Origin of the sequence: Mammaliicoccus sp. K-M42 (genome assembly GCF_022386375.1) — a bacterium.
Taxonomy (GTDB): domain Bacteria; phylum Bacillota; class Bacilli; order Staphylococcales; family Staphylococcaceae; genus Mammaliicoccus; species Mammaliicoccus fleurettii.
This window is the reverse complement of sequence record NZ_JAJNIS010000008.1, coordinates 22,531-48,514: the sequence shown is the minus strand read 5'-3', so window position 1 is coordinate 48,514 and position 25,984 is coordinate 22,531. Positions and strand designations below refer to the sequence as shown.

The 25,984-nt window shown below is 33.5% G+C and carries 20 protein-coding genes and 3 pseudogenes; 12 read left to right on the top strand and 11 right to left on the bottom strand.

What is annotated here, in order from left to right; genetic code table 11:
* Position 1: 1 nt before the first annotated feature.
* From LQ668_RS06490 to LQ668_RS06480, 3 genes are read left to right on the top strand one after another with little or no spacing between them, the layout of a single operon-like run.
* Positions 2–931 carry an ABC transporter substrate-binding protein gene (locus LQ668_RS06490; RefSeq protein WP_025905391.1) on the top strand — a complete coding sequence of 310 codons (930 nt, stop codon included), beginning with the start codon at positions 2–4 and terminating at the stop codon, positions 929–931.
* Positions 921–1,919: a FecCD family ABC transporter permease gene (locus LQ668_RS06485; RefSeq protein WP_025905392.1), complete on the top strand. Its 999-nt coding sequence runs from the start codon at positions 921–923 to the stop codon at positions 1,917–1,919. The genes LQ668_RS06490 and LQ668_RS06485 overlap by 11 nt, the downstream gene beginning before the upstream one ends.
* Positions 1,916–2,899, top strand: coding sequence for a FecCD family ABC transporter permease (locus LQ668_RS06480; RefSeq protein WP_107634128.1), 984 nt, complete (start codon positions 1,916–1,918; stop codon positions 2,897–2,899). Before LQ668_RS06485 ends, LQ668_RS06480 begins: the two co-directional genes overlap by 4 nt.
* 116 nt (positions 2,900–3,015) lie before the next feature.
* On the opposite strand, the gene LQ668_RS06475 is transcribed toward LQ668_RS06480, so the two are convergent.
* The 5 genes from LQ668_RS06475 to dcuS all read right to left on the bottom strand — a co-directional run bounded on the left by LQ668_RS06475 (position 3,016) and on the right by dcuS (position 8,758).
* Positions 3,016–3,615, bottom strand: a complete 600-nt coding sequence (locus tag LQ668_RS06475; protein WP_025905394.1) for a hypothetical protein — start codon at positions 3,613–3,615, stop codon at positions 3,016–3,018.
* Positions 3,616–3,754: 139 nt separating this feature from the next.
* Entirely contained in the window at positions 3,755–4,936 is a 1,182-nt protein-coding gene (locus tag LQ668_RS06470) for an NAD(P)-dependent malic enzyme (protein WP_025905395.1), read from the bottom strand.
* Positions 4,937–4,963: 27 nt separating this feature from the next.
* Entirely contained in the window at positions 4,964–6,307 is a 1,344-nt protein-coding gene (locus tag LQ668_RS06465; RefSeq protein WP_025905396.1) for a 2-hydroxycarboxylate transporter family protein, read from the bottom strand.
* A gap of 136 nt (positions 6,308–6,443) precedes the next feature.
* Positions 6,444–7,157 carry a response regulator gene (locus tag LQ668_RS06460; protein ID WP_025905397.1) on the bottom strand — a complete coding sequence of 238 codons (714 nt, stop codon included), beginning with the start codon at positions 7,155–7,157 and terminating at the stop codon, positions 6,444–6,446.
* Positions 7,151–8,758, bottom strand: a complete 1,608-nt coding sequence (gene dcuS / locus LQ668_RS06455) for a DcuS/MalK family sensor histidine kinase (protein ID WP_025905398.1) — start codon at positions 8,756–8,758, stop codon at positions 7,151–7,153. Before dcuS ends, LQ668_RS06460 begins: the two co-directional genes overlap by 7 nt.
* A 196-nt stretch (positions 8,759–8,954) precedes the next feature.
* On the opposite strand from dcuS, the gene LQ668_RS06450 reads away from it, so the two are divergent.
* Both LQ668_RS06450 and LQ668_RS06445 read left to right on the top strand, forming a co-directional pair.
* Positions 8,955–9,347 carry a (deoxy)nucleoside triphosphate pyrophosphohydrolase gene (locus tag LQ668_RS06450; RefSeq protein ID WP_025905399.1) on the top strand — a complete coding sequence of 131 codons (393 nt, stop codon included), beginning with the start codon at positions 8,955–8,957 and terminating at the stop codon, positions 9,345–9,347.
* Between the two features lie 2 nt (positions 9,348–9,349).
* Positions 9,350–12,232: a DEAD/DEAH box helicase gene (locus LQ668_RS06445; RefSeq protein ID WP_239775941.1), complete on the top strand. Its 2,883-nt coding sequence runs from the start codon at positions 9,350–9,352 to the stop codon at positions 12,230–12,232.
* A 41-nt stretch (positions 12,233–12,273) separates the two neighbouring features.
* On the opposite strand, the gene LQ668_RS06440 is transcribed toward LQ668_RS06445, so the two are convergent.
* Positions 12,274–12,747, bottom strand: coding sequence for a GNAT family N-acetyltransferase (locus tag LQ668_RS06440; protein ID WP_107566037.1), 474 nt, complete (start codon positions 12,745–12,747; stop codon positions 12,274–12,276).
* Positions 12,748–12,989: 242 nt separating this feature from the next.
* On the opposite strand from LQ668_RS06440, the pseudogene LQ668_RS12385 reads away from it, so the two are divergent.
* The 4 genes and pseudogenes from LQ668_RS12385 to LQ668_RS06425 form a co-directional block, all read left to right on the top strand.
* Positions 12,990–13,106: pseudogene (locus tag LQ668_RS12385) on the top strand (IS3 family transposase); the annotation flags it as partial.
* A 17-nt stretch (positions 13,107–13,123) separates the two neighbouring features.
* Entirely contained in the window at positions 13,124–13,483 is a 360-nt protein-coding gene (locus tag LQ668_RS06435) for an IS3 family transposase (protein ID WP_198054465.1), read from the top strand.
* Positions 13,484–13,751: 268 nt separating this feature from the next.
* Positions 13,752–14,057, top strand: a pseudogene (locus LQ668_RS06430) (M20/M25/M40 family metallo-hydrolase); the annotation flags it as partial.
* A gap of 24 nt (positions 14,058–14,081) precedes the next feature.
* Positions 14,082–14,810, top strand: coding sequence for an NAD-dependent protein deacylase (locus LQ668_RS06425; protein WP_025907153.1), 729 nt, complete (start codon positions 14,082–14,084; stop codon positions 14,808–14,810).
* Positions 14,811–15,263: 453 nt separating this feature from the next.
* Here the strand turns inward: LQ668_RS06425 and LQ668_RS06420 are convergent, their stop codons facing one another.
* Both LQ668_RS06420 and LQ668_RS06415 read right to left on the bottom strand, forming a co-directional pair.
* On the bottom strand, positions 15,264–16,754 hold the full coding sequence (locus tag LQ668_RS06420) for an MFS transporter (protein WP_037560301.1): 1,491 nt from the start codon (positions 16,752–16,754) through the stop codon (positions 15,264–15,266).
* A 201-nt stretch (positions 16,755–16,955) separates the two neighbouring features.
* Positions 16,956–17,894, bottom strand: a complete 939-nt coding sequence (locus LQ668_RS06415; RefSeq protein ID WP_239775940.1) for a TDT family transporter — start codon at positions 17,892–17,894, stop codon at positions 16,956–16,958.
* Positions 17,895–18,307: 413 nt separating this feature from the next.
* Here LQ668_RS06415 and LQ668_RS06410 point away from each other — a divergent pair, with 413 nt between their 5' ends.
* Complete coding sequence (locus LQ668_RS06410; RefSeq protein ID WP_025907159.1) at positions 18,308–19,306, top strand: M23 family metallopeptidase; 999 nt, start codon at positions 18,308–18,310, stop codon at positions 19,304–19,306.
* Between the two features lie 183 nt (positions 19,307–19,489).
* Positions 19,490–20,716 carry a pyridoxal-phosphate-dependent aminotransferase family protein gene (locus LQ668_RS06405; protein WP_119494115.1) on the top strand — a complete coding sequence of 409 codons (1,227 nt, stop codon included), beginning with the start codon at positions 19,490–19,492 and terminating at the stop codon, positions 20,714–20,716.
* A gap of 77 nt (positions 20,717–20,793) precedes the next feature.
* On the opposite strand, the gene LQ668_RS06400 is transcribed toward LQ668_RS06405, so the two are convergent.
* Complete coding sequence (locus LQ668_RS06400; RefSeq protein ID WP_025907163.1) at positions 20,794–22,008, bottom strand: CynX/NimT family MFS transporter; 1,215 nt, start codon at positions 22,006–22,008, stop codon at positions 20,794–20,796.
* Between the two features lie 305 nt (positions 22,009–22,313).
* On the opposite strand from LQ668_RS06400, the pseudogene LQ668_RS06395 reads away from it, so the two are divergent.
* Positions 22,314–22,454: pseudogene (locus LQ668_RS06395) on the top strand (IS256 family transposase); the annotation flags it as partial.
* 172 nt (positions 22,455–22,626) lie between these two features.
* Here the strand turns inward: LQ668_RS06395 and ascB are convergent.
* Together ascB and ascF are read right to left on the bottom strand one after the other, a co-directional pair.
* Positions 22,627–24,045, bottom strand: coding sequence for a 6-phospho-beta-glucosidase (gene ascB / locus LQ668_RS06390; RefSeq protein WP_107572966.1), 1,419 nt, complete (start codon positions 24,043–24,045; stop codon positions 22,627–22,629).
* On the bottom strand, positions 24,042–25,916 hold the full coding sequence (ascF, locus tag LQ668_RS06385) for a PTS cellobiose/arbutin/salicin transporter subunit IIBC (protein ID WP_239775939.1): 1,875 nt from the start codon (positions 25,914–25,916) through the stop codon (positions 24,042–24,044). The genes ascB and ascF overlap by 4 nt, the downstream gene beginning before the upstream one ends.
* Positions 25,917–25,984: the final 68 nt, after the last annotated feature.

Here is a 25,984-nt window from a genome sequence, read left to right as displayed (position 1 = left end):
AATGAGAAAGCTTTTATCAGTTATAGTAGTACTTGTTGTAATGCTAGCAGCTTGTGGTAATAAACAAGAAGCATCTTCAAACAAAGATACACATGAAGTGAAACATGCCATGGGAACGACTAAAGTACCTAACAATCCTAAACGTGTTGTTGTATTAACAAATGAAGGTACAGAAGCACTTGTTTCAATGGGCGTTAAACCTGTTGGTGCTGCTAATTCATACTCTGGTAATCCGTGGTATAAACATTTAGAGAAGAAATATAAAGACATTGAGCCTGTTGGTGGAGAAAGTGAAATCAACTTAGAAAAAATCGCGAAACTTAAACCAGATTTAATTATCGGTAATAAATTCAGACAAGAAGCACAATACAAGAAACTTTCTGAAATCGCACCTACTGTATTCTCTAAAGAACTACGTGGCGACTGGAAAAACAACTTTAAATTATACGCGAAAGCTGTAAATAAAGAAGATAAAGGGAATGAAGTCTTAAAGAATTACGATAATCACGTTAAAAAAGCTAAAGAAGAAATTGGAGATAAAGCAAACTCAGAAGTATCAATGGTTCGCTTTATGCCAGGTGATGTAAGAATTTATCATAAAGATACATTCTCAGGTGTTATCTTAGATGAACTTGGTATTAAACGTCCTAAAGGTCAAGATAAAAACGACTTCGCAGAAAAAGGTGTTACAAAAGAACGTATTGATGCGATGGACGGAGATTACATCTTCTACTTTACTTTCCAAGAAGATGATAAGAAAGTTTCAGCATTAGAAAAAGAATGGGTAAACGATCCAGCATTTAAAGCATTAAATGCATCTAAAAAAGGTCATGTTTATAAAGTAGATGATGCTGTTTGGAACACTTCAGGTGGTGTATTATCTGCCAATATGATGATTGATGATTTAAAGGAAAAATTGATTGAAAAATAAATATCTTTGGTTATTTCTCCTATTTTCAGGTATGTTTGTCATACTATTCATATTAAGCATGATGCTTGGTTATAAGCATTTTACCTTTTCAGATATATGGCAACATTATATTCATGGAGAAACAATTAAAGATCAACGTGTACTGACACAATTAAGACTACCTCGCGCAATTTTGGGCGGGGTTGTCGGTGTTTTAATGGGTATTAGTGGTGTAATGATCCAAACCATTACACGAAACCCCTTCGCAAGTCCTGGTATTATGGGTGTTAACAGTGGTGCTAGTTTAATGGTTGTAATTGCGACTGTTGGGTTTGGTATGAACGGTGCATTTCAACAAACCGTTATGGCTTTTATCGGTACCATCATCATTGCAACTTTAATTATATTAGCCACAACATTACCCTTTAAGCCATTCAATGCGATGGAATTAACTTTATTCGGAGCAAGTATTAGTGCTTTTTGTATGGCTATCACTCAAGGTCTACTTATCTATAATGAATCAGCTATAGAAGAGTTGATATATTGGTTAAATGGTTCGGTAGCGAATAAACATATTAATATTTTAATGTACATATGGCCATTTATTATCGTTGGTTTAATCATATCTATTTACATGGCCAAACCGCTTAATCTTTATATGCTAAGTGATGATGCATTAAAAGGACTTGGTGCTAAAATATTATCCATTAAAGTATTTACGATGATTGCTGTTGTTCTATTAAGTGGATCTGCCGTGGCATTAGCTGGTCCGATTGCCTTTATAGGACTGATTACACCTCATATTGCGAAATTGTTATGTAAATCTCATAACCATTTTATCGTCATACCTTTATCAGGTGTTCTAGGTGGTTGTCTTCTATTATTAAGCGACATTTTAAGTAGATATTTATTAATGCCGAGAGAACTGCCAGTCGGTATTACAACTGCACTTATTGGTGCACCAATATTCATTTATTTAATTCTTAATCGTAAGGAGTTAACAGAATGAAGAAATTTATCATACTTATTATCATGCTCATGTTAACGACTTTACTCACACTCATGTTAGGTGATAGCTTTATCGCACCTCAAAATGTATTAAGTGGCTTATTTAAACTTGGTGATCCTTATACAAACTTAGTCATTAATACTTTAAGACTGCCGAGAGTCTTATTAGCAATTGTTACGGGTGCAGCACTCGGTATTGCAGGTTGTGTTTTACAATTTATTACGAAGAATCCACTAGCTTCTCCTGATGTGATTGGTATATCACAAGGTGCTAATGTTGGTTCATTAGTATTTCTTATTGTCTTAACAACAAGTACCGAAGTTTTATTATTACCAATAGCTTATCAGCCTATCTTTTCAATGCTTGGCGCGATAATTATCACGGCATTATTATATTATTTAGCTATGCGAAAAAGTTACAAACGAGATCGTCTCATACTCATTGGTATAAGCTTTAATATACTTTGCCAAGCGATTGTAATGTTCTTAATATTAACTTCAAATAAACGAAGTGCTCAAGCTCAAATTTGGATTACAGGATCTGTTCATCAAGCAGAATATCAACAAGTTATGATAGTAGGAAGCATCCTACTTATCGTTATGTTTGTCCTGACATATTATGCACGATCATTTGATATTCATTACTTAGGAAGAAATTTATCATTAGCATTAGGCAATCCTTATCAACACATATCTGTCATTGCATTAATATCAATGAGTATCTTAATTGGTATATCTATGAGTTATGTAGGTGGCATACAATTTGTTGGGTTAATCGCACCACACATCGCACTTAAACTCGGTGCACATCAATTTAGGAATCGAATATTTTATAGTGCCATAATCGGCGCCATCATACTATTATTAAGTGATTTAATCGGTAGAACACTCTTCTTACCAAAAGAAATCCCAGCCGGAATCTTTACCGCACTCATCGGTTCACCATTCTTTATGTATTTATTAATCAAGAGTAGGAAATGATATATAACTACCACAAAAAGGACTAGAAAATTTTCTAGTCCTTTTTGTTAATTTGTCTATATGCTTTCAATTAAATTTATAAAAACACCAGCTACATCATCATAGCTGGTATTATATTATCTTTGTATTTGATCGGCATTTTCAATGGCTGTTATTTTGCCATTCTTTGTTGTTATTAATATTGAGAAGGAATTGTTTGGATTATCATCATAAACTAACCCATCGCTATTTTCTATCGTTGGTGTTCCGTGAACGGATTTAAATGCTTCTACTGTTACATTTGTTGGCGCTACGTATATATGTTCTGCTTTATCTTTACTATTATATTTTACTGCTACGTTGCCATATTTTTCAGCCTGAGATTGTCCAGCTTCTATACGTCCATCTGACTTACCGAATTTCTTTTCAATGACATCTCGCGACAATCCAATACCTACTCCATAAAATCCGCTTCTTACATCAGAATTCATAAAGCCTTGGCTAAATTGAGTCGTTTGGACATCGATCCTTGGAGGATCGCCTTCTGGTTCCTCCGAATCATCACTGGATTCTTTGTCATGACTTTCCTCACTACTCGGTTCTTTATCAGCTGTTTGTTGATTACTAGAAAATTCAATACGATTATCACCAGCAATAAATTGATACACGATGAAACCAAATACACCAACGATTAAAAGTAGTAATACTAATATCATTCCCGAAAATATCTGTTTCAAATTCCTTCCTCCGAACTGTAATTTTCATAAAAAAGTTTATAAATGTATTGTAATTCATATCAAAATGACTTTCTATAGTAACCTAAAATAAAAAAAGAATAGATTTCTCTATTCTTTTTGAACTATTTCTAAATATATCTTACACCAACACTTCTGTTTTATTTTCTACACATTGTTGGACTGATGCTGCTACTTGATCGACGACTCTTTTTTCTAATGAATTTGGTATGACATAATTCGCATTGAGTTCGTCTTTGTTAATTGTTGCTGCTATGGCTTTTGCTGCTGCTATTTTCATTTCAGTTGTGATATGTTGTGTCTTGGCATCTAATACACCTCTAAATATACCCGGGAATGCTAATAGATTATTAATTTGATTTGGATAGTCTGAACGACCTGTTCCAACGATTGCTGCACCCGCTTCATACGCTTCTTCCGGATATATTTCTGGCGTTGGATTCGCTAATGCAAAGATAATTGGGTCGTTATTCATTGATTGAACATGTTCTTTTGATAATGCTTTTGGACCTGATACGCCGATAAATACATCAGCATCTTTAATAACATCTTCTAAAGTTCCATGGATATTATCAAGATTTGTATATTCAGCAATTTCTCTTTGTGCATCATTCAACCATTCTTCTGATTTATTTAAGACACCTTCTAGACTGACGAGCGTAATGTTTTGATAACCCGCTTCTAACAATAATTTCGCAATCGCAATGCCTGCTGAACCTGCACCATTTATAATGATTTTCGCATCTTTATCCGCTTTATCTACAACTTTAAGTGCATTGATTAATGCTGCAAGTACGACGATTGCTGTTCCGTGTTGATCGTCATGAAATACAGGTATATCTAATTCTTCTATTAAACGCTTCTCTATTTCAAAGCAACGAGGTGCTGAAATATCTTCTAAATTGATACCTGAAAAATTAGGTTGTAACGCTTTAATAATTGAAATGATTTCTTCAGTATCTTTCGTGTCTAATGAAATTGGAAAAGCATCAACATTCGCAAGTTTTTTAAAGAGAATGCTCTTACCTTCCATAACAGGAATGGCTGCTTTTGGACCGATATCACCTAAACCTAGTACAGCTGTCCCATCTGTAATAACTGCAATCATGTTACCTCTTGCAGTTAATGTATTTACTTTTGTTTCATCTTCAGCAATTGCTCTACATACTGCAGAAACACCTGGTGTATAGACAACACTTAAGTCTTCTTCTGAAGTCACATCTACTTTGCTCGTGATTTCAATTTTACCTGCGCGTTCTTGATGTAAATTTATAGATTCACCGTATTCATTACTTTCAGTCATTTTTAATTACTCCTTATTTATTTATATTTAGCTTAATAATTTTAATAAAAGTGATGCTAAGATTACGGTAGATACACCACCGATTCTAGTAGCAACTTGTGCAAACGGCATTAATGCCATACGTTTAGACGCTGATAATATCGCAACATCTCCTGTACCACCTAAGCCACTATGACAACCTGTTACGATGGCTGCATCAACAGGATACATCTTCATTAATTTTCCTACGAAATATCCAGATAATATCATGACAAATACAACTGAAGCACATACGATAACGTAGGCTGGTGTCACAATTTTCACAACATCTTCTAATGGAATATAAAGCATACCGAGACCGACCATTAACGGCCAAGTTAAACTTGTTGATATAAATTTGTATAAATTATGCGCTCCGTCTTCCATTTTGTGTGGCATCACTTTAAGACATTTAATTAATGTCGCAAATAAAATCATAATAACCGGTCCTGGGACACCAATGAATTTCTGACCAAGTGTACCAACAATAAAGAATGTACAAGCAATGAGTAACCCTGCACCCATTAATGAGAAATCAATGACTTTCTCTTTTTCTTCAGGAACTTCATTACCATCTTCAGATTTTACTAACTTCCCATTTCCTGAAAGATGCTTTTTCTTTTCTCCTAAACGCATCATAAGTCCTGCACTGACAACTGCGAAAATATTCCCAATAACAGCTGCTGGGATCATTTGAGATACGAATGATTCTGCTGATCCACCTAAAATAGATGAATATGCAATAGATAATGGAAGTATCCCTTCACCAATACCGCCACCGATAATTGGTACAACGATATAGAAGAAAGTATGTTGTAAATCATATCCAAACAATAATCCAACTAACATACCTGCTACGACAGCTAATACTGTACCCACTATTAAAGGTACAAACATGCGTGTGAAACCTTGAATTAACATTTTTCTATTCATGCCTAAAATACTACCGACTACTAAACAAGAAATATAGAAATACAAGAAATTAGATGTCTTCATCAAAGTCGTAACGGCTTCCATTGAAGATGTATTAATCACATTTAAAAATACTAAAATAGAAGGTACAAGCAATGCTAATATAGCTGGTCCACCTATTTCTTTTAATATAGGAATTCTCTGCCCTAAATCGCCAAGCAATATTCCTAAAATCATTATGACAGCAAATCCACCAATCATATCTGCTGGTAACGTATTATATACAGATGCTGTTAATATAATTGCAGCTAAGACAATGTATAACGGTAATGGTAATACACCAACTTTAGCTTTCATTAATTTTTCCCATAAGCTTTTTATATTATTTTGGATAGGCAACTCATTCTCGGTAACCGCTTCCAAATTGGTCTTCGTATTCATTTTTATCCCCCTTAATTGATATAAACTCATTTTATGAAAACGCAACCAAAAATTATAGCTTATGAAATTTTAATCATCTTTTTGTAATTAAAAAAACCAAACGAAACGTATCGTTTGGTTTTTCATTTAGACATCATCATGACATATAGCCTTGTAAATATTTTAAGTTGTCTTTATTTAACTTGTAGAAGTAGATCGGTCGGCCGATACCATATGTTAATGACTCTTCTAAAACTTCAATATCTGTTAAGAATTTTAAATACTTTCTTACAGATACTCTTGAAATATTAACTGCTTTAGAAATATCATCTGTTGAAAATGCATGATCTTCAAAGTCATTCATCTTCTCAATGATGCTTTGTAACGTTTCTTTTGTGACACCTTTTGGCAATTTCAGTTCTGAATCATCTGTAACAACTTGTTTATTCAAGAACTCTGCATCAATATCTGCTTGTTTAATTTGATGATTACCTTTAAAGAAAGTCTGTCCTTGCTTGTATTTAAGTAAAGACTTCTTAAATCTTTCAAATTCAAATGGTTTAATTAAATAATCTACCGCGCCATATCTGAAGGCTGTCTGAATATCTTCAGCATCTGTAGCAGCTGTTATCAGTATCGCATCTACTTGATAACCTTGCTCTCTTACATATTTCAAAAAAATTAAGCCATTTTCTTCTGGCATGTATATATCTAACAATAATAAATCGATCGTCTTTGACTGAATGACTTCCATTGCTTCTGTTACATTCTTTGCAAAATCAACTAACGCTTCAGGATCTATTTTTTCAATAAATTGACGATTAATTTGCGCAACCATTGGATCATCTTCAACTATAAGTATATTCAACATTTATCTTCGTCCTTTTTGAGATAGTTTATAACAACTGAGAACTGTACATTCCCTGCTTCATGGGCATCTATTGATATTTGACCATCAAGCTTTTCAACACTTTGTTGAACGAGGTGTAAACCATACCCTCTATTCTCACCTTTAGAAGAAAAACCTTTCTCAAATATATGTTCATCTAGTTCATGATTAAGCCCTACGCCTGAATCTATCACATCAATCATTAATTGGTTCTGTTTGTAATCCAAGTGTACGTCTATTGTTTTCTTTTTAAGTGATGATGATACTAATGAGTCTATACTATTATCAATTAAATTACCTATAATAGTAATCACTTCATGCGTAATATATGAATCTTTCGGTTCTGGTATCGTAGTATGATTCACGATAGAAAGCTTGATTTGTTGTTCACGCGCCAAACTAAGTTTACCAATTAAGAAACCAGCTAGTACAGCATCTTTAACCTTCGATGTGATATTTCCACTCTCTTGACTACCGAGTTCAACAATTTCACGTATGTACTGTTTTAAATCATCATAATGTTCCATCTGCAACATCCCAGAAATCACATGCAATCTATTACTAAATTCATGCGATTGAGCTCTTAACGTATCTGCATACGTCCGAACTCCTACCAACTGCTCTGATAATTTATGCACTTCTGTCTTATCTCTAAACGTCGATATCGCACCTACTATGTCATTATTCACAATTAATGGTACTCTATTCACCAATATCTTCACACCATTAATATCTTGCTCTTTATCAAGTTCAGGCTTACCAAGTTCTACAATCTTCGGTAATTGCGTCGAAGCCATATAGTCATTTATTTGCATTCCTATAGGATCACCTTTAAGACCTGCCTTCTTAAAAATATCCATTGCAGACTTATTGACCAAATTAATTTTACCTTCTTTATCAACTGCCACAATCCCTTCATGAACAGACTGTAACATCGTATTACGTTCACCTAGAATTTTCGCGATATGAGAAGGTTCAAGTCCTAACAAAATACGCTTAATATAAATCGATAATAAATACGCGCCAATAGCACCTACGATTAAACCAATCACAGATCCAATAATAATTTTCTTATTACCATCCGCCAACGCTTCATAAACTGTCTGCATAGGCACACCAACCGATACCGCACCCACTTGTTTACCATCAGCATATATAGGCGTAAAAGCACGCATCGTTAAACCAAGCGTACCTCTTGCTATAGACGTACCAGGTTTGCCATGTAAGACGTCCCCTTCATCGCCACCTTTAAAATGCTTACCAATCAACTTCTCATTCGGGTGAGACTTTCTAATGCCATTCATATCCATGACAACAATAAAACTCATGTCCGTTGTTTTTTGAATCTTAGACGTATATTCTTGAATTTTACGATCATCACTATCCTCAGCCAAAGACTTCTGAACAACCTCAGAACCCGCAATCGTCTTACCAATAACCTCCGCCTTCTCCTTCGTTGTTCTATGAATCGTATCCTTAATCGTATTACTGATTAATAAACACGTAATTAATAAAGAAAATAGCACCACAATACAAACCACAATAATCACAAGCGTACGCAACTTTAATCTTTGCTTCTTCAAAACATAACCGCCTTTAGTAAACATTACAAATGTCATTAATTATTAAGAATATATCATATTCTTAGTTTTCATATAATAAATCACTGGAAATTATCTAAAGTTGAATTTTTATGGATCGTAATTTTACATTTTATTAACCTTGAGAACAATTTTTGATAAAATATAGACAAATATCATAATTTTTGGAGGTAATATTTTGAAAAAACAAATCGAAGTTGTAGGTGCAATTATCTTTAATGATGATAAGGTACTTTGTGCACAAAGAAATGAAAATATGAGTTTACCTCTTATGTGGGAATTCCCTGGCGGTAAAATAGAAAAAGGTGAATCTGAAATAGAAGCTTTGAAACGAGAGATCAGTGAAGAAATGTTATGTGATCTTGAAGTTGGTGATAAAGTTACTTCTACTTCTTATGAATATGACTTTGGAATAGTTAACCTTCATACATATAAATGTAAATTGAAAGAAAAAATGCCTACACTTACTGAACATAAAAGTATTCAATGGCTTGATGTTAAAGATCTTGAAACTTTAGAATGGGCACCGGCCGATATACCTGCTGTCAAAATCATTGTAGATGAGGTATAAATATGAACAATTTATTAGAAGACTTTAATCAGTCGCTACACAAAGGGTTTATAGATCGTACAATTTCACATAAAGGTAATTTCATGCCGAAATTATTAGTTAATAATAATGAAGAAAATGTACTTTCTACTATTATTAATGAACTGCATAAATGTAAGACATTCACGATTTCAGTCGCTTTTATCACAGAAGGTGGATTAGCAAGTTTAAAATCGCATCTATATGATTTAGACAAAAAAGGTGTTCGAGGTAAAATTATTACTTCGAATTATTTGGGGTTCAATACGCCTAAAATGTATAAAGAATTATTAAAGCTTAAAAATGTAGTTGTAAAATTAACTGGTGTTAATGGATTTCACGCTAAAGGTTATGTATTTGACCATGAACATTATTCGTCCATGATTGTCGGAAGTTCTAATTTAACTTCTAACGCTTTAAAAGTTAACTACGAACATAATATCTTACTTTCTACTCAAAAGAATGGCGACCTCGTTTATAATATTAAAGCACAATTTGATGAACTATGGCATAATAGTACCCCTCTTTCTGATGAATGGATTCAAGATTATGAGAAGACATATGATGCCCGTAATTTAAAAGAAGCACAACGCATTACCGAGCAACAAAATGAAATCCAAAAAAATATTGATGCAGCAGTTAGAATCGAACCTAACATTATGCAAAAAGAAGCATTACATTCATTAGCTGAACTCAGAAAAGAGCATAAAGATAAAGCACTGATCATTTCAGCTACTGGTACAGGAAAAACAATTCTCTCTGCATTAGATGTGAGAAGTTACAATCCTAATCAATTTCTATTTATCGTTCATAATGAAGGTATTTTAAAAAGAGCTATTCAAGAATTTAAAAAAGTACTGCCATTCGCACAAGATAAGGATTTTGGCTTATTAACAGGGAAACAAAAGAATACTAACGCTAAATATTTATTTGCAACGATTCAAACATTATCTAAAGAAGATGTTTTTATGCAGTTTGATGAAAAGTACTTTGATTATATCGTTTACGATGAGGCGCATCGCTCTGCTGCCTCATCATATCAAAAGGTATTCAATTACTTTACACCTGATTTTGTACTTGGTATGACCGCAACACCTGAAAGAACCGATAATTTAAATATATTTGAAATGTTTGATTACAACATCGCTTATGAAATTAGATTACAAAAAGCGCTAGAAAGTGAAATACTCTGTCCCTTCCATTATTTCGGTGTCACAGACTATGTGCTTAATGGTCAATCTACAGATGATTACAGTAATTTAGCAGATTTAACTTCTGATGAAAGAGTTAAACATATTCTAGAAAAGACTCAATACTATGGATACTCTGGTGACACACTTAAAGGACTTATTTTCGTTAGTAGAAAAGATGAAGCATGGGAGCTCGCTAATAAATTAACTGCTCTTAACGTACCTTCACTTGCATTGACTGGTGAAGACAACATGGATAAACGACAAGAAGCAATCGAACAACTAAAATCAGGAGAAATCAATTACATTATTACCGTTAACTTATTTAACGAAGGTATTGATATCGCACCTGTAAATCAGATTGTCATGTTAAGGGAAACAGAATCAAGTATTATCTTTATTCAACAGCTTGGTAGAGGCTTAAGAAAAGCAGAAAACAAAGAATATTTAACGGTTATTGATTTTATAGGTAACTATAAGAAAAACTACCTCATTCCAGTCGCATTATCTGGTGATCAATCACAAAATAAAGATAATTACAGAAGATTTATAGCGGATAATACTGCATTAACAGGTGTTTCAACTATCAACTTTGAAGAAGTAGCTAAGAAACAAATATATGATTCACTGAAACAAGTCAACTTGAGTTCAGCAGCTCACATTAAACAGGCATTTAATGAAGTTGAACAAAGAATTGGTCGAACGCCATTATTAATGGATTTCATTAGACAGAATTCTATAGATCCTAGCGTGATATATTCTAGTGACAGTACTTATAATAACTATCATGAATTCATAGTCAGATTCAAGAAAACTGAAGACACATTAACTAAAAATGAAAGTCTCAACTTAACGTTCTTGTCTCGAGAAATCGCACCAGGCTTAAAAAACGTTGATTATACAATTTTAGAAGCTATTATTAGAAGACCTCATAAAATACATGAGCTACTACCAATCGCACAACAAATTGATTCAAACGTTACAAACGATGACATTCAGACAACCTTGAAAATTTTAGACCATCGTTTCTTTAGCGTTACAATAAACAAAACGTATGGTAGCCCTATTATCAACATAATCGATGATGAGGTTAGACTGACCGATACATTTTCATCAGCACTAGAAAAAACAGTATTCAAAACATACGTTGATGACATTATTGAATTAGCTAAATACAATAACATGGTACATCACGGTAACCAAAACGGCTTACTACTATATAACAAATATACAAGAAAAGACTTCGTTAAATTACTAAACTGGAAATCTGATGAGTCCGGAACAATAAACGGCTATAAATTCGGAAATAATACTTTACCAATTTTCATTACATATCATAAACAAGATGATATCAGTGATAATACAAAGTACGAAGATGAATTCCTAAGTCCCGACGAACTCAAATGGTTTACAAGAAGTAATCGTACATTAGAATCAAAAGAAGTCCAAAAAATCTTAGCACATCAAAAAAATAATATAGACATGTATATCTTTGTAAAGAAAGAAGACGTGGCAGACGGAAAAGAATTTTATTACCTGGGAAAAGCCCACTACATTAAAGATTCAGCAGAACAAACAATCATGCCAAATGCGAAACAACAAAATATCGTCACAATGACATTATCTATGGAATCACCTGTAAAAGACGAAATATATAGATATATCATAGAGGCGTAGGGAAGAGTCTAGGACATCATTGTTCTAGACTTTTCAATTCTCTACAAATATTTCTCCAACACTATTTCATCTCGAATTGGAATTCCGTTTTCTGCAAATTGTGGAATGGATGGCTTTTGTTTTCTTGCTTTTTCTACTGCATTTGGAATAACTTTTCTGATGTTATATCCTCTTTTTTGATAGAACTTCAAAGCATTTAAGTTATCATTTGTTGTTATGACTGAAATGTTTGTTATATCCTTTTCCTCAGATATTTCTTCTAACTTTTTCAACAATTGACTTCCTATTCCTACATTCTCCCTAAAACTATCCAATGAAATAATTTCTATTTGATCATTTCTTATTATATATGTAATCACACCAATTATTTCCGCTTCATCGTACGCAACAAATCCTGGTAAATCTGATAATTGATATGTTCCTGAAGAGACAACCATTTCATCATCACCCCAGTTATCAATATACAAATCGATGAGTACTTGTTTATTGATGTCATTAGTATGAATCACTTTCATTGTTAATCACCTGCTTCTTATACTTTAACCAAATTATATTAAATACTCTTTAATTTGTGCTATGAGCACTAAATTATTACAAAAAAATAACCATTCCCAACTTTGATACACTCCCCTAAAAGCAGACACTTTAAATATAAAAAGTGGACTATATTATGCACTAACCCCATGATGTGGGAGTAAAATAAAAACACTTTCGTTGAATTCATATTAAAATGAATTTATACGGAGGTGTTTTTTCTATGAAAAGAGTGGCATATTCAGTTGAAACAAAATATAAAGTAGTAGAAATGAAACTCAAAGGATTTAGCACAAGAGAAATAATGGATACTTTAAATATTAAAAATGAATCTCAAGTCGTCCTACATTAGATATAGTGATCAATCCACTAAAAGAAATGATAGAGAGTCGTCCAAACCTAGATCACCGTTTAACAATACATTCAGATCAAGGCTGGCACTATCAACATTCGCAATACACTAATTTATTAAAAGAACATAAGATATTTCAAAGTATGTCTAGAAAAGGTAATTGTCTAGATAATTCAGTTATGGAAAACTTTTTTGGGTTACTAAAACAAGAAATGTATTATGGCCAAAAATTTAAAGATTTTCAAGATCTTGAACAAGCTATTCATCGATATATTAATTTTTATAATAACGAAAGAATCAAATCAAAATTAAAAGGCTTATCTCCCAAAAATTACAGGAGACAAACCTTTGAAATAATATACTAATTAAGGTTTAGATTTTTGGGTTCAGTACACTCGTGAGTTTACTGCTCCTTTAACTCACGACTTTGAACATTTTCAAGCATTGCATCCAGCCTTTCACTCTCATCTCTCCATCTCCGCAATGTGTTTAATTTCAAAGTACAAGATTTCAACTATATAATAGTAATTGAGATAAAAACTATATAGAAATGGAGTTTTGATTATGAGTATATTTACTGATCAAGAGAAAGTAGACATTTTAGGTGATATAGTAAGTATGCGATCTGTTAATGATATTGAAATTGATACGTATATGTCTAGACCACCCGTTTACACAACTGGCCAAAATTCATTAATCGAGTTAGCTGTAAAAATGGGCGAAAAACATTTAAACACTACACTTCCAACTGAAGCATCACCAGGTGTTACAGATGCATCTGATTTATTAGTTTCTAAAGATGAGAACTTCTCATTTATAATGTATGGACCTGGTACAGTAGACCAAGCGCATCAAGTAGATGAACATGTATCCAAAGATGCATATCTTAAATTTATTGATTTATATACAGAATTCTTCCCTAAATACTTAGAAAAGTAATTCATTATAACCGGAGTGATTAACGTGAATACACAAATTCAACAACTTAAAAACATCATTGATTCATCTCAAAATATTACATTTTTTACGGGAGCAGGTATTTCGGTTGCTAGTGGTATACCCGACTTCCGTTCACTCGGTGGATTATATGATCAAATCTCAGAGAATGGCTATTCCCCAGAATATTTATTAAGTACTGATTATTTACAAAGTGACCCAAAAGGATTTATGGACTTTTGCTTTCAATATTTACTTTTCACAGATAAACAACCTAATATCGTACATCAATGGATAGCCCAACTCGAAAAAGACCATCGTTCACTCGGTGTCATCACACAGAATATCGATGGTCTTCATAGTAATGCCGGCAGTCTAAATACAGATGAATTGCACGGCACTATAAACCGATTTTATTGTACAAAATGCAAAAAAACATATACTAAATCTTATGTTATCGATAACCATTTACACCATTGCGAATCATGTGGTCATACCATTAGACCAGACATCGTATTATACGGTGAAATGCTAGATCAAGAAACAATATTCAATGCATTAAACAAAATAAGAGAAGCAGACACACTCGTAGTACTCGGGTCATCCTTACTCGTGCAACCCGCAGCAGGACTCATCTCAAACTTCGAAGGACAAAACCTCGTCATTATAAACAAAGACGAAACACCTTATGACACTACAGCAAACATCGTTATACATGATGACATGGTAGCTGTTGTACAGGGGTTGTTGGGGTGAGTTTGGCCAAATCACAACGAGTTCCCTCTTTTATTCTTGATAACAAAATACACTCATGGTATTATTTAAGTATTAAAAAACAATCAGCAACTTTGGAAGGGTCACTGAGTGTAAAAATTAAGGCGTATAGTCTATGCTATATTTCATTAGTCGTTTATGTTCGAGCATAAACGGTTATTTTTTATTGTCTTTTTTAAGCAATAAATAAATGGTAATAGGAAGTATTACCGTGTAAGTAATCTAGAATGTTAAATATATCTCTAGTTGCATACTTACATCTAAGCCCATATAATCACCTTCTTTCACCACGATCTAATAAGGCACGGTGAACATATAGGCAATCAATAAGCACGTTAATTTTTATGTACTAATTATAGCATGGTATCAATCCCTTCAACACCTAAAAAAAGACTACTTATCCCTCTATTTTCCGAGAAATAAGTAGTCTTTTTTTTATGTTATTTTCTTACCAGTTTCTGCTAATATTCTCCACAATAATAGGATAATTGCAGCAATGATTGTGATTGTTATGATTAGGATTAATAAATATGCATTATCAAATGCATTTGTACCTAATTCTAGTAATTTACTTTTTAATAATCCATTTGAATTTTCTGCTACGATCATCGTTTCTTCAAAACTGCCTTTTGCTTTTGCTGGTATTTCTGTTATCGACATGGAGCGTTCCATTAAATAAGTATAAGTAAATGAAAATACGCCACCAAGTGCGGCTATTCCTATTGACCCTCCGAGTTCATATGACACTTCTTCTACTGAAGCTGCCATACCTGCTTTATCGTCATCAACGTTTGTCATGATTGCATTTGATGCTACAGTCATTGCACCGCCTAACCCTAATCCTGCAATGCTAAGGAACAGTATTTGAATCCATAAATCATTGTGTAGAAATGCTGTGAATCCTACAATTCCGATTAATGAAATGATTAAATTGTAAATAAGTATTTTGATGCTATCAAATCGTGTTAAGATACTTCCTTGTACAATTGCTCCTATAAAAGCAGCTGCTGCCATCGACATTAAGACTAACCCTGCTTTTAAAGGTGTTAGATTTAAAATTAACTGTAATCTTTGAGATAAAATCATTTCAAAGCCAATTAATATGGATGCTGATGTAAATGCAGCTATCACACCTGATAAAAAGTATTTATTTTTAAATATATCTAAACTAATTAAAGGATTTAATAGACGTTTTTGTCGACTAATGAATAGTTTCAACGACCATAATCCAATCACTAATGTCAGTATAATCAGTACAATTGAAGGATTTTCTTTTGTGACTTCTTTAATAGCGTAGACAGTCCCTATAAGTCCTATCATAATGAGAATTGAACTTGTGATATCCCATTTTTTATCTTTGTTTCCTTTAATATTAGGAATTTGTATAAAAGCAACGATAATAACAAGTATCGTAATAGGAACATTAATTAGAAATACTGAACCCCACCAAAATTTAGTTAATAATAAACCACCTATTAAAGGTCCTAAACCAGCACCTGCTGATGCAATAGAAGACCAAATACCTAGCGCAAGTGCTCTATCTTTTTTGTCATCAAAGACTTGTTTAATAATAGCAAGTGTTGATGGCATCATTGTTGCTGCACCAATAGCCAATATAACTCTAGCCATAATTAAAGTGCCAGATGTTGGAGAAAAAGCTGCCACAACTGATGCTAAAGTAAAGATTACTAAACCAGATAAAAACATATTCTTATGTCCTACTTTATCACCCAACGTACCTAAACCAGGTAAGAGCCCTGCAACAACTAACGGATACGCATTTACAATCCATAATTTTTGAAAAGCACTCGCTTCCAACTCATACGTTATCGTAGGTAAAGCAGTATATAAAACAGTCATATCTATAACAATCAAAAATAACGCACTAGAAACCAATATCAACGAGAACCATTTATTAAATTTCATGATAAATCCTCCTTACTCAAATAATGGTAAGGTGTATAGTTACTATATAGTCAAACATAAACTTTTTAACCAAGTATATACTGGATTACGAGCGAATTATCGGTCCAGAAATAACAAATATGGACCGATATTATTTTTTATCGGTACAGAAACACCAAATATGGACCGATAATCTTTTTTATCGGTCCATATTTCTACATCCTAACTATACTCTACGTCTTTTGTTGTTAGGAATACGACATATTGATATAACACGTAGCATACGATAATTGCTGCCAACGTGATTTCAATTACAGAAAGTATTGTTCCGAATGTGATGGTGCTACTACTTGCATGACTATGCTGAGTGACATTATAAAGTGATGCGGCTGTTGTTACCCATGGGAACGTCATTGCTGAAAAGGATACTTTGAAGCCTCTTTGTAGTATTTTCGGTAAGAATATTAATGTAAATATAAACAACACTTGGGAAAGTATTAATAAGACGATAACATATACATTTGAATAAGTTGTATTGTTTAAGATATAACCATTTAAACAAAGTGCTGCTGGTGCACTCATAATAATCACCATCGGAAATTGTTCTTGGTTATATGTTTGCCACGACTTGCTGATTAGTACATACGCTAAAATCACCACTAGGCATACCGTTCCAAAGATTGTTGATACATGTCCGAGTGTTTCATTAAATGCTGTTGATGTTTCACTTATAACCCCTGTTCCGACAAACATCACAAACCAACTTGTGTTTGGCCATGATTTAAAATTTCTAAATGCATAGCGACTTATAAAAATAATAATCAAACTTATATGTAATAAAATGGCTGCATACCATAGCACGTTTAACAACTGAGATTGTACGGTATATTCCTGTTTTATAATGGATACAAGTATCATCAATGTCATAGGAAATGTTGGTGATATTGCAAATGTATGGATATTTTTGAGTTCTTTCAGAAACATACTAGGATAAATGATCCATTTCATGATAAATAATAAAATGATTGCACAGGAAATAATAAAGCTACATAGGCCGAGCGTCTTAAAATTAATATGATAAAATACATTACTCAATGCCATGATGCCTATTGCCAATCCGCTTATTGCGATTGGCGTTCTTTTTAATGCTGTTATAAACATATTGAATAGCCTTTCTTTCTATATTTTTCTAAAGTTTATGCTTCTATACGTATTCTTTAAATCATACCATTGTTTGTCGTTTTGTTTAATCACATTTCTTTGATCATGACATCATAAGCAAGACATTCAATTGCGTTTCATGAACTGTGATATCACGAAATTAGATATATTATTCATCATAAAATACATCGTTATATAAATAATATGTTTTTGGTAAGGTTTAAAGTATGGAAGCAATCAGAACATGGACAAAGTGACTTCCTTATAAATGAATTTTCCGAAAACTGTAATACTATTATCCAAATATTACACGTTATTAACTTAAACAAACAAAACAATTACAACTGTTTTCTTTTATTAAAAGTCATGATAATTTAATGTCAGACATATAGGAAAGGGAAGGTTCAGACATAATGAAGAAATTATTAACAAGCTCTATCGCAACTATAGGGTTACTTACAATGGGTGTTGCTCATCATGAGGCAAATGCTGCAGAACAAAACGTTGCAACACAATCAACTATTCAAGGTACAACAGGTTACGCAAATGGTTCATACTATACAATTGATAATAACGGGAATTATCATCATACATTAGACGGTAAATGGAATCAGGCCATGTTTGATAACCATGAATATAAATCATACGAAATCGATGCTAACGGTACATACCACTATTATTATTTCGTTAAAGGTGGACAAAGTTATGCACCAAGTCAATCACACGATTCAATTCAAAAACATGGTTACAACGTAGAAAATTCTAACGCTAAATCAACAAATAAGACATCTATTCAAAATAATAAAGTAGATTCAACAGATGTATCATCTAAACAAAATACTAATAACACTAATGCAAGTTCAAATACACAAGCTTCAGACAACAATGTAACTTATAACCAAAGTCAAAATAATACAACATCACAAGATGCACAATTAAATGACAACGAAGCAACAACAACGCAAGCAAATAACAATGAAAGTGCAAGCTCTCAAAAGTCAGAAGGTAAAGCACAAGCTTCTTCAAACTGGTTAACTAAGAACACTAAATTACAAGAATATGGTCAATATCACGGTGGCGGTGCTCACTATGGTGTCGATTATGCTATGAAAGAAAATACACCAGTGTATTCACTAACTGATGGAACTGTTATCCAAAGCGGTTGGAGCAATTACGGTGGTGGTAACCAAGTAACAATCAAAGAAAAAAATAGTGATTATTACCAATGGTATATGCACATGAACAAATTAAATGTTCAAAAAGGTGATTCAGTAACTGCAGGTCAACAAATTGGTGAGTCTGGTAGTACAGGTAACTCAACTGCACCTCATTTACATTTCCAACGTATGAAAGGCGGCGTTGGTAACGAATATTCAGTCAACCCAGATTCATACATTAACAATAACCAATAATATAATCTATAACGTCAAAAAGGCTGAGACATTCTATATTGTTTCAGCCTCTTATTTTACACATATTTTTTGTAATATTCTGACAAAAAGTAATAAAATAATCATCATTTTTGACGAATAATTGTATGAAAATCTAAGATATAATGTATAATGACTAAATTTATAGAAAAAGAGGTTAGCAATGTGGATACTTTAAAAGTGAACAAACGATTAATTATGACACCTGGACCTGTAAGTGTAGATCCACGTGTTTCTCAAGCAATGTCGAATTCTATACTCGGTCAATTCGATTTTGAATTTGTTAATATCATGAATGAAACAATGTCATTAATTCGTCAGTCATTCTTAACAAAAAATAAATGGGCTTTTCCAATTGATGGAACTAGCCGTGCTGGCTTAGAAGCCGTTATATCAAATATCGTAAAACCTGGTGATGAAGTACTCGTACCTGTAATTGGTCGATTTGGTTATTTATTTACTGAACTCGTAACACGTGCAGGAGGAATCGTCCACAATATACATAAACCGATGGGCGAAGTGTTTGATCAAGCAGAAATTATTGAAGCTTTAGATGAATATAAACCTAAAGTTCTTGCGATTGTACATGGCGAAACATCAACAGGAAGATTGCAACCTATCGATCAATTAGGACGTGCTTGTAAAGAAAGAGGCATCTTTTCAGTAGTAGATGCTGTCGCAACTTATCAAGGTATGGTTATTCCTGTAGATGAATGGGAACTAGACGCAGTCGTTGGTGGCGCTCAAAAATGTCTATCTATTCCTTCAGGTATTACACCGATTACGTTTAACGAGCGTTTCAGCGAAGAAATTAATAAACGCAAACGTGTAGAATTAGGTATTCGCTCTAATGAATCTACCGAAAAAGAACATTTCATTAGCAGCAACTACTTAGATTTAACACAGTTACAAGACTACTGGAGCCCTAAACGCCTCAATCATCACACAGAATCTACAACATCTGTTTATGCATTATATACTGGATTAAAATTAGCACTATCAGAGGGCATTGAAGCACGTGCCAAAAGACATAGCTATCACCAAGAAGCTTTAAAAACAGCTCTAAAAGCACTTGGATTAGAAATTTACGGTGACGAATCTAACGAGATGAAAATGGTCATTTGCGTTAAAATTCCAGAAGGCATCGATGATAATGCCTTTAGAAACGGCTTATTACAAAACTACGGCGTAGAAATTGCCGGATCATTCGGAGATTTACAAGGACAAATATGGAGAATTGGTATTATGGGTTACGGTGTTCAAAAACAAAACATCTTAACATTCTTATCAATCTTCGCAACATATTTAGTATCACACGACAGCCAGCAACATCTTAATGTCGCAGACTCCATTAAGACATTATTAGACTATTATGAACAAAATGAAATCTAGCATTTCTTGAATGATAAGTTAGCTACAATCCAAAAAAGTCTGAGACAGTAACTTTGTCTCAGACTTTTTTGTGATTTTTAAATCGTTTCATCTTCTACGACTCTATTTTTAGATGCTGGATAGCCTACTATAAAGAACAGAATAGACATAACGATTAAGGCGATGATGCCTGATATCCAACTGTCTGTCGCATCGTGTAAATATCCAATAAAGAATGGTCCAATGGCAGCTATTAAATACCCAATAGATTGCCCGAATCCTGATAATGCGATACTTCCGTCACTTGTACGTGCACGTATAGAGAAGAATGTCATACATAAGCTAAAGCATGCACCCATACCTAAACCTGCGATAATAATACCGATTACGAGTAATACTAATGATTGCGTAAAGAATAAACCAAATCCAACTAAGAATAGTATTGTGATGATCACAACTAATATACGTTGGTCTTTTAATTTAGACGCAATAATCGGGAATGTAAATGTCATTGGCACTTGTGAAAATTGGTTAAGCATGAGTAAATAACCTGCAGTTGATGGATCTAGACCTCTATCTACTAATATAGAAGGCACCCAAGCAACAACTGTATAGAATACCATTGATTGGAATCCCATTGTTAAAGCTACTAACCATGCTAATTTAGACTTCGTAATGTTCAATTTTGTATGTTGATTCTGTGCTTCTGATAGTTTATCTTGACGTTCTAGTTTAGCGCCTTTACTTGCTTTTGGAATCCATAAAATTAATGCGATAATCCCTAGCACGATCCAAAAAGCAAGGGACAGTCTAAACCCTAATGGAGATTGAGACATTGGGAAACTTAGTCCTCCACCTAATCCTGCAGTAAAGTTCATTGTCCCACTATAAATACCTGTTGCTAATCCAATTTGTAATGGAAAATACCATTTCACATAACTCGGTAATACAACATTACCAAATGCGATCGCAATACCTAGTAGAACTGTACCAATAATAAATAAATTAAAACCACCTGCAACACGTATGTACAAAGCAATAATTACTAATATCGTTGATAGTACAATTGTATTAGACATCGTCAAACGTTTAGTTACTTTAGATACTAATGGCGAAACGACTGCAAATATAATGAGTGGTATTGTTGTTAAAAAACCAGCAAGACTGTTATTAATTTGCATAACATCTTTAATTTCATCAACTACTGGACCTACTGATGTTAATGGTGCACGTAGCGTAGATGCGATAAATACAATCGCAATTATGATGCCCCAATTTTTTTGAATTCTATGTGTATTATAGGGTTCAATCATCTTATACCACCTTATTTCTAAAATTTTTTCTTATAAAACCATCAACGCAACATTAGTATAGTTCATTCATATTGAAGTGTATATAATATGAGAGTCTGGAACAACACTTTGTCCCAGACTTTTTTAATAGTATATCAGAGATATGATTGAGTGCAATGCTGCTATGTTGAGCGACTTGATCGTTAGCCATAGGGGAATGGGTTTTTCTTCGGTTTATAAAGTTTAGTATGTCCGCTAACGAGAGAGTGTAAAATAAACTGTGTAAGTAGAGTCGTACGTTCTCTACTTACACAGTTTATTTTACACTCTCAAAATTACTCTTTATTCGAACGAAAGAACTTCAAAAGAAATGGTCCACTGGTTACATTCCAAACTGGTCTATGGTTATGAACCAGCTTCTTTTACATGATCAAATTAAAGATAGAGTTATTAAGTATCTTGAATAACTTACACACTTAATTTGACAAAGCCAAGCCTCTTGATAAATAGATGGGCTCTATGTTGCTTGTTTGACCACTCTTGCAATATTCGCCCTCTCTCTACAACTACTCACCCTCTATATACTTCTTTCCAATATGATAAACGCTGGGACATTTCTCTTGTCCCAGCGTTTTCTATTTATATTCCATTCTGTTGTATGACTTGCTTATACCAATCAAATGACTTTTTCTTTCGACGTTCGAGTGTCCCACTTCCTGCATCGTCTTTATCCACATAAATCATTCCATATCGTTTACTCATTTCTCCTGTTGAAGCAGATACTAAATCGATAATACCCCAACTTATATACCCCAACAATGGAACGCCATCTTGAATACCATCGTACATAGCTTCTATATGCTGTTTCATATAATCAATTCTATAATCATCTTGAATTGTACCATCTGCTTCTATCTCATCTTTGGCACCTAATCCATTTTCAACAACAAATAGTGGCTTTTCAAATCTTTCATATATTTGATTCATCGTTATCCTTAAACCAAGCGGATCGATAACCCATCCCCAATCGCTCATTTTAAGATAAGGATTTTTGGCTGATACAATTACATTTCCTTCGTTTTTTTCAACTCTTGATATATCCGCAATAGATGTTCGAGACGCATAATAACTAAATGCTACAAAATCCACCGTCTCTTTCAGTATTTCTTTATCTGACTCATCTATTTCAATGTTAATCCCTTTAGCCTTAAAAAATGAATCCATATAGTATGGATATTTACCTTTCGCTTGTACATCTACAAAGAAAGTATTTGTTCTTTCATCATTCATAGACTGCCATACATCTTCTGGATTACAACTGTATGGATAGAAACTACCACCAGCAATCATACATCCAATTTTTGCGTGTGGCGTAATACGATGACAACTTCGAACAGCTTTCGCACTTGCTACTAACATATAATGTGCAGCTTGATATAATATTTCTTCTCTATTTTCACTATTATCAAAGTACAATCCGCCACCTGAAAATGGACTGTGTAACACTACATTAATTTCATTGAATGGAATCCAATAATTGACGTATTCTCCAAAATTATTAAAGCAAGTTTCTGCAAATTTAATATATAAATCGATCGTTTCTCTATTTTTCCACCCATTATATTTTTCAACTATCCCCATTGGAATATCAAAATGCGCAAGTGTAACGAGTAATTCCATACCATGTTGTTTACATGTCTTGAATAGACCTTTGTAATAATTTATACCTGCCTGATTCGGCATTTCTTCATCGCCATTTGGGAAAATCCTACTCCAAGAAATAGATGTTCTAAATACTTTCAACCCCATTTCAGCAAGTAACGCGATATCCTCTTTATAATGATGATAAAAATCTATACCAGTATGACTTGGATAATATTCATTCTGATCAAGTTCACTCTTTTTATAACCTAACTTTATATCTTGTCTCTTCGTACCATGAGGAATTAAATCAATATTACTGATTCCTCTACCATCTTTATCCCAAGCGCCTTCTGTTTGATTGGCTGCTATTGCGCCACCCCAAAGAAAATTTTCCGGGAAATATTTTATTGTCATGATTTAACCACTCCTAATATGGATGTTTGTGCTTTAACCTCTGCGTGATCAAAGGATGTTATTGATTCATATTCATCTGTATTTGTAACGACAATAATCGTTGTCGGATCATAACCTGATTCAATAATTTGTGTTAAATCAAATGTACCAAGAATATCGCCAACAGTTACATGATCACCTTGTTCAATTGTTGATGTAAATGGTTCTCCATTTAATTTCACAGTATCAATACCTACATGTACTAATACTTCAACACCATTATCTCCTGTTATACCGATAGCATGTTTTGTTGGAAATACAGAAGTTACCGTACCTGTTACTGGAGCATAAATTTTATTACCTGTTGGTTCAATTGCCATGCTTTTCCCGATTACTTCTCTACTAAATACGTCATCTTCAACACTTTCAATTGGTTTTATATGTCCTTCAACAGGTGCTGCAACTGTTAGATGATCTTGAGAACCTAAATCTAATAATTCATCTTCAGATTCTGGAATATCTTCAAATCCAAGTACTAACGTTAAGATAAATGAAAGAACAACCGATAGAACCATTACTACAATAATCCACACTATACTCATTGGATTATCTTTTTCAATAAATTGTACACTCGTAAACAAACCTGGTGCTGCCATAGAATGACTTGCTAAACCTGCAAGCCCTGCTACAGCACCTGCAACAAATCCTGTAATTACAGATGCAATCATTGGGCGTTTTAATCGAATAGCAACCCCATATAATGCTGGTTCAGTTATACCTGCAATAATGGCTGATGATGCAGCTGCCAATGACGTTTGACGTAATTCTCTATTTTTCGTTTTAAATGCTACTGCTAATGAAACGCCCCCTAATGATAAGTTAGCGCCAATCTCGGATGGCATAACCATACCTTCTTTACCTGTTTCAGCAATTGTTTGAACAATCGTTGGTGTGAATACACGGTGCATACCTGTCATAACTAATAATGGCCATAAGGCACCTACGATAGCTACTGCTAAAAAGCCTAATTTATCATGTACAAAGAAGACAATTTGAGACAGACCTGTACCAATCAAAATACCTGTAGGACCTACGATAATAATCGCTATTGGTGCAGCAATTAATAAGATTAACATTGGCTTCAAGAAGTTCTTCATTACAATTGGTGTAATACGATCTGCAAAATCTTCAATATATTTCAGCAACCAAGTCATGACGATTGCTGGAATAATCGTATAAGTATATTTCACTGACATAACTGTAATAAATGCGAAAGTTGCTTCTTTACCTTCTGCTGCTTTTTCCATAATTTCCATAAACACTGGATGTACCATAACACCAGCAATTGCTAATGCTAAAAATACGTTACTGTTAAATTTCCTTGCTGCAGATACTGCCACAAGCATTGGTAAGAAGAAGAACGGTGCATCTCCTATAGTATTTAAAATATTATACGTTGAACTGCTTTCTGACAGTACACCCGTCATACTTAATAACATGGCCAATAATTTAATCATCGAACCACCAATAATAGCAGGAATTAATGGTGACATCGTTCCGATAATAGCATCAAGAATATTGATACCCACCTGTTTAAATGTTAACTTTTTCTTTTCAACTGGCTCATTACTTTTAGCGCCTCCACTGACGCCATTCTTCATCAATGCTGTATAAGTATGTGATACATTGTTCCCTACAATAACTTGATATTGTCCACCTTGCTTACGTAACCCCATAACACCATCAATATTTTTTATTGCATCATCATCAGCCTTACTGTCATCTTTCAACACAAATCTTAATCTTGTCATACAATGCGTTAAATTTTTAACATTATCACTACCGCCAATGTGTTTAAGTATTTCATCAGCCATCCTTTGTTCATTTGTCATCTTTATATCTCTCCCATCTTGTTTAGAACAATAAAAAAGAGACCCAAATCATAAATAGATAGACTTAT